Genomic DNA, 6,697 nt, shown 5'->3' with positions numbered 1-6,697 from the left:
GCTCGTCGACGGCGAGGTCGACGGCTTCCTGGCCTACCTGACCAACGAGTCCATCACCGTCCAGTCGCTGGGCATCGAGGTGACCAATCTGCCCTTCGCCGACAACGGGCTGCCCTTCGTCGCCGAGTCGGTCATCACCACCGACCGCATGATCGCGGAGGAGCCGGAGAAGGTGATGGCGTTCCTCGAGGCGGAGATCCGCGGCTGGCAGGACGCACTCGCCGACCCCGCCGAGGGCGCGCGGATGGCGGTCGAGGAGTACGGCAGCGACCTGCAGCTGGACATGGAGAAGGAGCTCGAGCAGTCGGAGGTGCAGGCCGGCCTGATCGTCACACCCGACGTCGAGGCGAACGGCCTGTTCACCATCTCCGACGAGCTGATCGAGCAGAACATGACCACCCTCGAGGCGGCCGGCATCGACCTCGAGGCGGCCGACCTCTTCGACCTGTCGCTGCTCGAGGAGCTGCTCGAGAAGAAGCCCGAGCTCACCGAGCTGCCCTCCTGACCCGGCCGGACGCGACGGAGAGGTTCGACATGGCCCAGGTCGCAGAGGCGTCGACGAGCGCCGGTACCGGGGGAGCAGCTCCCTCGATCGGCACCGGCGTGCGGATCGACCACCTGAGCAAGACCTTCCGGGTCGGTCGCCGGACGGTGGCCGCCCTGGAGGACGCCACCTTGTGGACGGACAAGGGCAGCTTCCTGTCGCTGCTCGGCCCGTCCGGCTGCGGCAAGTCCACGATCCTGCGGATCCTCGCGGGGTTGGAGGAGCCGACGTCCGGCTCGGCGCTCGTGGAGGGCCGGACGCCGCTGCAGCTCCGCCGCGGGAACGAGCTGGGGATCGCCTTCCAGGACTCCGCCCTGCTGCCGTGGCGGTCGGTGTTGTCCAACATCCGGCTGCCCTTCGAGGTCTCGGGGCAGAAGCCGGACGACGCGCTGGTGGCCGAGCTGATCGAGCTGGTCGGCCTGGAGGGCTTCGAGAAGGCGAAGCCTGCCCAGCTGTCGGGCGGCATGCGCCAGCGCGTGTCGATCGCCCGTGCGCTGGTCGTCACCCCGTCGGTCCTGCTGCTCGACGAGCCGTTCGGCGCGCTGGACGACATGACACGGCAGCGGCTCAACGTGGAGCTGCTGCGGATCTGGACGGAGAAGCCGGCGACCACGCTGATGGTCACCCACAGCATCTCGGAGGCGGTCTTCCTCTCCGACCAGGTCGCCGTGATGAGCGCGCGCCCCGGGCGGGTGCAGGAGGTCCTGCAGGTCGACCTGCCCCGACCGCGGACCCCCGACCTGATGCGGACACCGGAGTTCCACGCGCTGCACGACCGGGCCTCGGAGCTGCTGTTCGGCGGGGCGTCCGCCGTGCCGGGTGAGGACTGAGCGTGCACCTCTCGCGTGAGTCCATCCGCTCCCTGCGCACGGGCGCGGTCGGCATCCTCGCGTTGGTCGCCGTGTGGTGGCTGGCCGCGCTCACCGTGCTGTCCGGCGCCCGGGTGCCGACCCCGGACGGCGTGCTCACCACCGCGGTCGAGGCCGGCTGGGGCTTCTGGTCGCTGCACTTCGGGATGACGCTCCAGGAGGCCTCGGTCGGCTTCCTCTACGGCACCCTGGCCGGCCTCGTCGTCGCCTCCCTGGTGCTGCTGTTCCCCGTCGCCGAGCCGGTCCTGATGCAGGTGGCGGTGATGAGCTACTGCGTGCCCCTGGTCGCCATCGCACCGGTGCTGTTCATCGTCATCGGCAACCCGGACGAGGGCGAGCGCTCCGGCACCGCCACCGCCCTCGCCGCCCTGGCGGTCTTCTTCACCACCGCCGTCGGCACCGTGCTCGGGCTCCGCTCCGCCGATCGGGCCAGCCTCGACGTGGTGCGGGTCTTCGGTGGCGGCCGGGTCCGGCAGCTGCAGAAGGTGCAGCTGATCTCGGCCCTGCCCTCGATCCTCGCCGCCACGCGGATCGGCGCGCCGGCTGCGTTCCTCGGCGCGATCCTCGGCGAGTACGTCGGGGGAGTGCAGCGCGGCGTCGCGCTCATCCTCAAGATCGCCCAACAGAACGTCGACGTCGAGCAGGCATGGGCGGTGGGGATCGGCTGCGCGCTGATGGCCGGGACGGTCTACGCCGTCCTGGGTCTGGTCGGCCGGGTGGTCACGCCGTGGTCGAAGGGAGCGGCGTCGTGAGCACGATGCTGCCCGGTACCGACCGGGTCACCGGCGGGACCGGGTCGCTGCTGCGCGCCGTGTTCCGCCAGGTGGCCACCACCGTGCTCGTACTGGGTGTGGTGGTGCTCCTCTGGATCGCTGCGCTGCGGGTCTGGGACGTCTCGACGTACGTCGGCAAGACCCCGGCGGAGGTGTGGACCAGTCTCTTCGGGGACGCGGACTCGGCGGAGCTGCGCGCGGAGATCTGGACGCTGTTGCAGCAGACGTTGATCGACGCCGCCGTCGGGTTCGCCGCCGGCATGCTGACCGCGATCGTGCTGGCGGCGGTCGTCGTCCGGTACAAGGTGCTCGAGGGGGCGGTGATGCCGGCCGCGGTCGTGCTGCAGACCGTCCCGCTCATCGCGCTGGCGCCCATCCTGATCCTGCTCGTCGGCCGCGGCTACGCCGTCGTCGCGCTCATGAGCGCGATCGTCGTCCTCTTCCCGGCCCTGGTGAACATCGTGGCGGGGCTGCGCTCGGTCACCCCGCAGATGCGGGACCTGGTGCTCGTCTACGGCGGGTCGCCGTCGACCGTGCTGCTCAAGGTGGGTTTCCCGTCCGCGCTGCCCGCGCTCTTCGCCTCCGTGCGGATCGCCGTGCCCGGTGCCCTGACCGGCGCGCTCCTCGCCGAGTGGCTGGCGACCGGGAAGGGCATCGGTTACGCCGTCGTGTCCGCCGCCAACCGTTCGCAGAACACCCGCGTCTGGGCGCTGGTCGTGGCCATCACCCTGACCGCGCTGCTGCTCTACCTCCTCGCCCAACTGCTGGAGACGGCAGTGCTCAGCCGGTTCGGGCGCGCGGTGGGTCAGCGGTGAGCCTCGCGACCAGGGTGCACTCCACGCCCGTGCCGGCCGACCCGGCCATCGACGCGATGGTCGCCGCCCTGCCGAAGATCAGCCTGCACTGCCATCTCATCGGCAGCGTGGTCCCGCAGACGGTGATCGACCTCGCCCGGAAGCACGGCGTCGCCCTCGGCCGGTCCGCCGAGGAGCTGTACGACCACCACAGCTACGCCGACCTCGGTGAGTTCCTCCGCGTGCTGGACGTCGTCGGTTCGCTGATCCGTGACGTCGACGACTTCCGCCGGGTCACCTACGAGTCCCTGACCGCCAGTGGCGCAGAGCACGGGGTGCTCTACCGCGAGGTGCACCTGAGCCCGCCGGGCCACCCAGGGGTGCCGTACCGCCGGATCCTGGAGGGCGTCCTCGCCGGGGCCAGGGACGCGGAGGCCGACACCGGTGTCCGAGCCGCCTTCCTCGTCGGCCTCTGCCGGGAGCGCAGCGGCGCCGCCGCCGTCGAGCTGGTCGAGCAGGTGGTGGAGCACCGCGCCGACGAGGTGCTCGGCATCGGGCTCGACTACGCGGAGGTCAACGGACCGCCGGGCCGTTTCGTCGAGGCCTACCGGCTGGCGGCGCGGCACGGCCTGCAGCGGACGGCGCACTCGGAGTCCGGCCCGCCGCAGCACGTCGAGGTCCTGCTCGACCAGCTCGGCTGCAGCCGGGTCGACCACGGCTACCACGTGGTGGACGACCCGGTCCTCACCGCGCGGTGCGTGGCGGAGAGGGTGCCGTTCACCTGCACTCCGGTCAGCTCCGACATCGGTCGCTACTCCGGCAGCGGGGACGGCAGCCACCGCCGGATCGCGGAGATGGTCGACGCCGGGCTCTGCGTGACCATCGACAGCGACGACCCACCGATGTTCGGCACCGACCCGACCCACGACTACCGCGTGCTCGCGCACGCGCTCGGCTACCGCCGCGATCAGCTCGCCGCGTTCACCCGCAACGCCGTCGAGGCCTGCTGGCTCGACGAGACGGACAAGGCCGGCCTGCTCGCGCGGGTCGAGGCCGTCGTGTCCACCACCCCCGATGCACCCCCACCCGTCCAGAAGGGCCGAGCATGACCACCGCGTTCCACGTCCCGACCGTCGACATCTCCTCCTACGTCGGCGCCGGCACCCCGGAGGAGCGCGCAGCCACGGCGGCGGCCTTCGACGAGGCAGCCCGCACCGTGGGCTTCGTCCAGGTGCTCGGTCACGGCATCCCGACCGCCGTCACCGACGCGTTCGCGGCCGCCCTCGACGAGTTCTTCCTCCTCCCGCTGGAGGTCAAGAAGCAGTACCGGACGCCGCCGGAGATCAACCGGGGCTACGCCCCTCCCAAGACGGAGTCGCTCAGCCTCAGCCTCGGGCTCGCGCCGTCCAACCGCATGCACGACTTCTTCGAGGCGTTCAACGTCGGGGCTGCGGTGTCGGACTTCCCGGGACTCGACCTGCCCGCGGCCGACTACCCGGAGAACGTCTGGCCGGCCGAGGCCTCGTCGTTCCGCGGTGCCGTCTCCGCGTACTCCGACGAGGCCTCCCGGGTGGCGCGGACCCTGACGACGATGTTCGCCGACGCGCTCGGCCTGCCGGGCGGCTTCTTCGAGCGCTACACCGACCACAGCCTCGACGTGCTGAGGATGAACGACTACGCCCTGGAGCCCGGCGCGCTGGAACTCGACGGCGATCTGACCGGCATGGGGGAACACACCGACTACGGCATCGTCACCGTGCTCTGGGCCGACCAGGTCGCGGGGCTGCAGGTGCTGGGGCGCGACGGGGCCTGGCACGACGTCCAGCCGGCCGACGGTGCGCTGCTGATCAACTTGGGCGACCTGATGGCGCGGTGGACGAACGAGCGCTGGATGTCGACCCTGCACCGGGTCAAGCCGCCGATCGTGCACGGCAGCATCCAGCGGCGGCGCAGCGCGGCGTTCTTCCACGACGGCAACATCGACGCCGTCATCGAGACTCTGCCGACCTGCGTGGGCGACGGGTCGCCGTACTCGCCGATCACCGTCGGGGAGCACATCCGTGCCAAGCTCGCCGGCTCCCGGGCGGGTGTGGCCAACACCGAGGCCGAACGCGAAGCCGCCCGGGTGTTGGCAGCGTAGGGCAGCGCCTGAGGGCCGGACCCTCTCCCTCCGCGACCCGTGGTCCTCGACGGCACGGATGAACGGGACCCGGTGGGTCAGTGCCAGTGGTGGCGCCGGCGCCCCGCGCAACAGGTGGACCTCCGGCCGCCGGTGGGCGATGCCGTCAAGAGACCACAGGCTGTCGTCGAACACCCGCGCGGTGCGGTGGTTGCGCTCGTAGACCCACGTGGTGGCCGGGTCTCCTCCGGCAGGCCACCGTTGTACTGGTTGGCCGTGTCGAGGAAGTTCCCGCCGGCGTCGAGGTAGCGGTCGAGGATCTGGTGCGACAGCTCGGGCGCCGCCCCCCAGGTCCCGTCGTCGAAGGTCATCGTCCCGAGCGCCAGCGGGCTCACACGCAGCCCCGAGGTGCCCAGCGTGCGGTAGGAGTCGTTGCTCATGTCCGTCCAGTTCTCGAGTGCGGAGCGTGCTCTGCTCACGAGACTGCTGACGTCCAGCTCGCCGATGAAGGGCGCGCCTCCCTAGGAGCGGTGCACCCTGTCTGGCCTCTCCACCTGCGGGCAGCATCGGGTCCATGACGCCAGCCCCCGCAGACGTGGGCCCTCCGGACACCCCGGGCCCGACGACCGCCTCGATCACGCGGTGGGTCGAGGACTACGTGACGGCCTGGAAGAGCAACGCCCGCGCCGACATCGAGGACCTCTTCACCGATGACGCCGAGTACCACGAATCGCCCTTCGACACCCAGTGGATCGGGCGGGACGCGATCGTCGAGGGCTGGCGCAGCCGGTGGGACTGGCAGAGTGGCGGGTGGGAGTTCGAGTGGTCCATCACCGCGATCGACGGGTGGGACGTCGTCATCACGGGGATCGGGCGGTACGCGAAGCTCGGCGACTTCGACAACCTCTGGACCGTGACCTTCGACGGATCCGGCCGCTGCAGGCGGTTCGTGATGGTGAACACCGAACGGAGCTGACCATGCCCGGATCGCAGCCCTGCGGGAGAGCCAACGAGCTCGGGGACTTCCTCCGAGCCCAACGCGCCCGGCTCACCCCCGAGTCAGCGGGCCTGCGCAGCATCGGCAGCCGGCGGGTGGTCGGCCTGCGGCGCGAGGAGGTCGCCGTGCTGGCCGGCGTGAGCTCGGACTACTACGCCCGCCTCGAGCAGGGTCGCGAGCGTTCTCCCTCCCCGCAGCTCATGGAGGCGGTCGCCCGCGCGCTGCAACTCGGCGCGGATGCCCGGGACCACGCCTTCCGCCTGGCGAGGCTCGCCCCGACGACCCGGGTCACCGACGAGCAGGCGAGCCCGCACCTGCGGCAGCTGATCAACTCGTTCCCCAAGGCCGCGGCCTACGTGGTGAACCCCGCCTTCCGGGTGATTGCGGCCAACGACATCGCGACCGGGCTGATCGCTCCCGCCAACCACGACGGTCACGTGCTGCAGTACATGTTCCTCGATCCGACCGCGCCGACGTACTTCGTGCACTGGGACGACGCCGCGCACGCCGCGGTGAGCGGCATCCGCCTCGCCGCGGGCTTCTCGCCGCCCCACCCCGAGGTCGCCGCCCTCGTGCGCCGCCTCTACGTGCGCAGCCCGGC

The 6,697-nt window shown here is 71.4% G+C and carries 9 protein-coding genes; 8 read left to right on the top strand and 1 reads right to left on the bottom strand.

All coding sequences use genetic code 11. The features are described from left to right. The 6 genes from G5C62_RS24560 to G5C62_RS24535 all read left to right on the top strand — a co-directional run. Nucleotides 1-505 (top strand): ABC transporter substrate-binding protein (locus G5C62_RS24560; protein WP_164703071.1); only part of this gene is annotated, 505 nt, incomplete at its 5' end. Between the two features lie 29 nt (nt 506-534). After that, the gene (locus G5C62_RS24555; protein WP_164703070.1) at nt 535-1,374 is read left to right on the top strand and encodes an ABC transporter ATP-binding protein; all 840 of its coding nucleotides are present in this window, start codon (nt 535-537) and stop codon (nt 1,372-1,374) included. A 2-nt stretch (nt 1,375-1,376) separates the two neighbouring features. Beyond that, complete coding sequence (locus G5C62_RS24550) at nt 1,377-2,165, top strand: ABC transporter permease (RefSeq protein WP_164703069.1); 789 nt, start codon at nt 1,377-1,379, stop codon at nt 2,163-2,165. A gap of 5 nt (nt 2,166-2,170) precedes the next feature. Next, nucleotides 2,171-3,001, top strand: coding sequence for an ABC transporter permease (locus tag G5C62_RS24545; protein ID WP_164703074.1), 831 nt, complete (start codon nt 2,171-2,173; stop codon nt 2,999-3,001). After that, complete coding sequence (add, locus tag G5C62_RS24540) at nt 2,998-4,089, top strand: adenosine deaminase (RefSeq protein ID WP_206330842.1); 1,092 nt, start codon at nt 2,998-3,000, stop codon at nt 4,087-4,089. Before G5C62_RS24545 ends, add begins: the two co-directional genes overlap by 4 nt. Continuing rightward, nucleotides 4,086-5,120: an isopenicillin N synthase family oxygenase gene (locus G5C62_RS24535; RefSeq protein ID WP_164703068.1), complete on the top strand. Its 1,035-nt coding sequence runs from the start codon at nt 4,086-4,088 to the stop codon at nt 5,118-5,120. Before add ends, G5C62_RS24535 begins: the two co-directional genes overlap by 4 nt. 77 nt (nt 5,121-5,197) lie before the next feature. Here G5C62_RS24535 and G5C62_RS24530 read toward each other — a convergent pair whose 3' ends face one another. Then, on the bottom strand, nt 5,198-5,578 hold the full coding sequence (locus tag G5C62_RS24530; protein WP_241176114.1) for an aldo/keto reductase: 381 nt from the start codon (nt 5,576-5,578) through the stop codon (nt 5,198-5,200). 95 nt (nt 5,579-5,673) lie between these two features. Between G5C62_RS24530 and G5C62_RS24525 the strand changes: the two genes are divergently transcribed. Further along, a complete protein-coding gene (locus G5C62_RS24525) occupies nt 5,674-6,075 on the top strand; it encodes a nuclear transport factor 2 family protein (RefSeq protein ID WP_164703067.1) in 402 nt (133 codons plus the stop codon). 2 nt (nt 6,076-6,077) lie between these two features. After that, nucleotides 6,078-6,697: helix-turn-helix transcriptional regulator (locus tag G5C62_RS24520; RefSeq protein WP_164703066.1), on the top strand; the 620-nt coding region annotated here is incomplete at its 3' end.

This window comes from Modestobacter sp. KNN46-3 (genome assembly GCF_011039295.1).
This window is presented reverse-complemented; position numbering and strand designations above follow the sequence as displayed.